The sequence below is a fragment of the Acidovorax sp. SRB_24 genome, assembly GCF_012931925.1.
The window spans coordinates 1-491 of sequence record NZ_MWOM01000233.1 but is presented as its reverse complement, the minus strand read 5'-3'; the positions used below and the strand labels follow the sequence as shown (position 1 = coordinate 491).

General features: G+C 70.9%; 1 protein-coding gene. It reads left to right on the top strand.

Going from position 1 to position 491, the window contains the following annotated elements; all coding sequences use genetic code 11:
- Positions 1 to 343: DUF4126 domain-containing protein (locus B2J89_RS21715; protein WP_169170854.1), on the top strand; the 343-nt coding region annotated here is incomplete at its 5' end.
- Positions 344 to 491: the final 148 nt, after the last annotated feature.

Here is a 491-nt window from a genome sequence, read left to right as displayed (position 1 = left end):
GCTGGCGGCCGGGGTGTTTGGCGCCGACAGCGCCACCATGGGCGTGGTCGCGGGCCTGATGGGCGGCTCGCTCGCGGCCACCTCGCTGGCCACCAAGATGACCGCGCGCGCGGCCGTCAACACCTCGCCCGAGCCGTTTTCCAACGGCTTGCTGTCGCTGTTCGAGGACGGCCTGGTGGTCGGCGTGGTCTTGCTCGCCACGCAGCACCCGCTGTGGTTTGGCGCCGCGCTGGTCGTGATGCTGCTGGTGTCGGTGCTGCTGCTGGTCGTGCTGTTCAAGTTCTTGAAGGCGGTGTGGCGCCGGCTCGCGGGGCAGGGCGCCGCTGCGGCACCGGGCGCCTGAGTGGGGTGACGGCACAATTGGCGCCCCTTTTTGCCCCAGGATTTTGACCTTGCACACCGACACCGCCCCTTCGCCCGCCACCGAGTGGCCGCAGCGCAGCCTGCGCGCCGTCTGGCACCCGTGCACGCAAATGGCGCGTGCCGAGCAG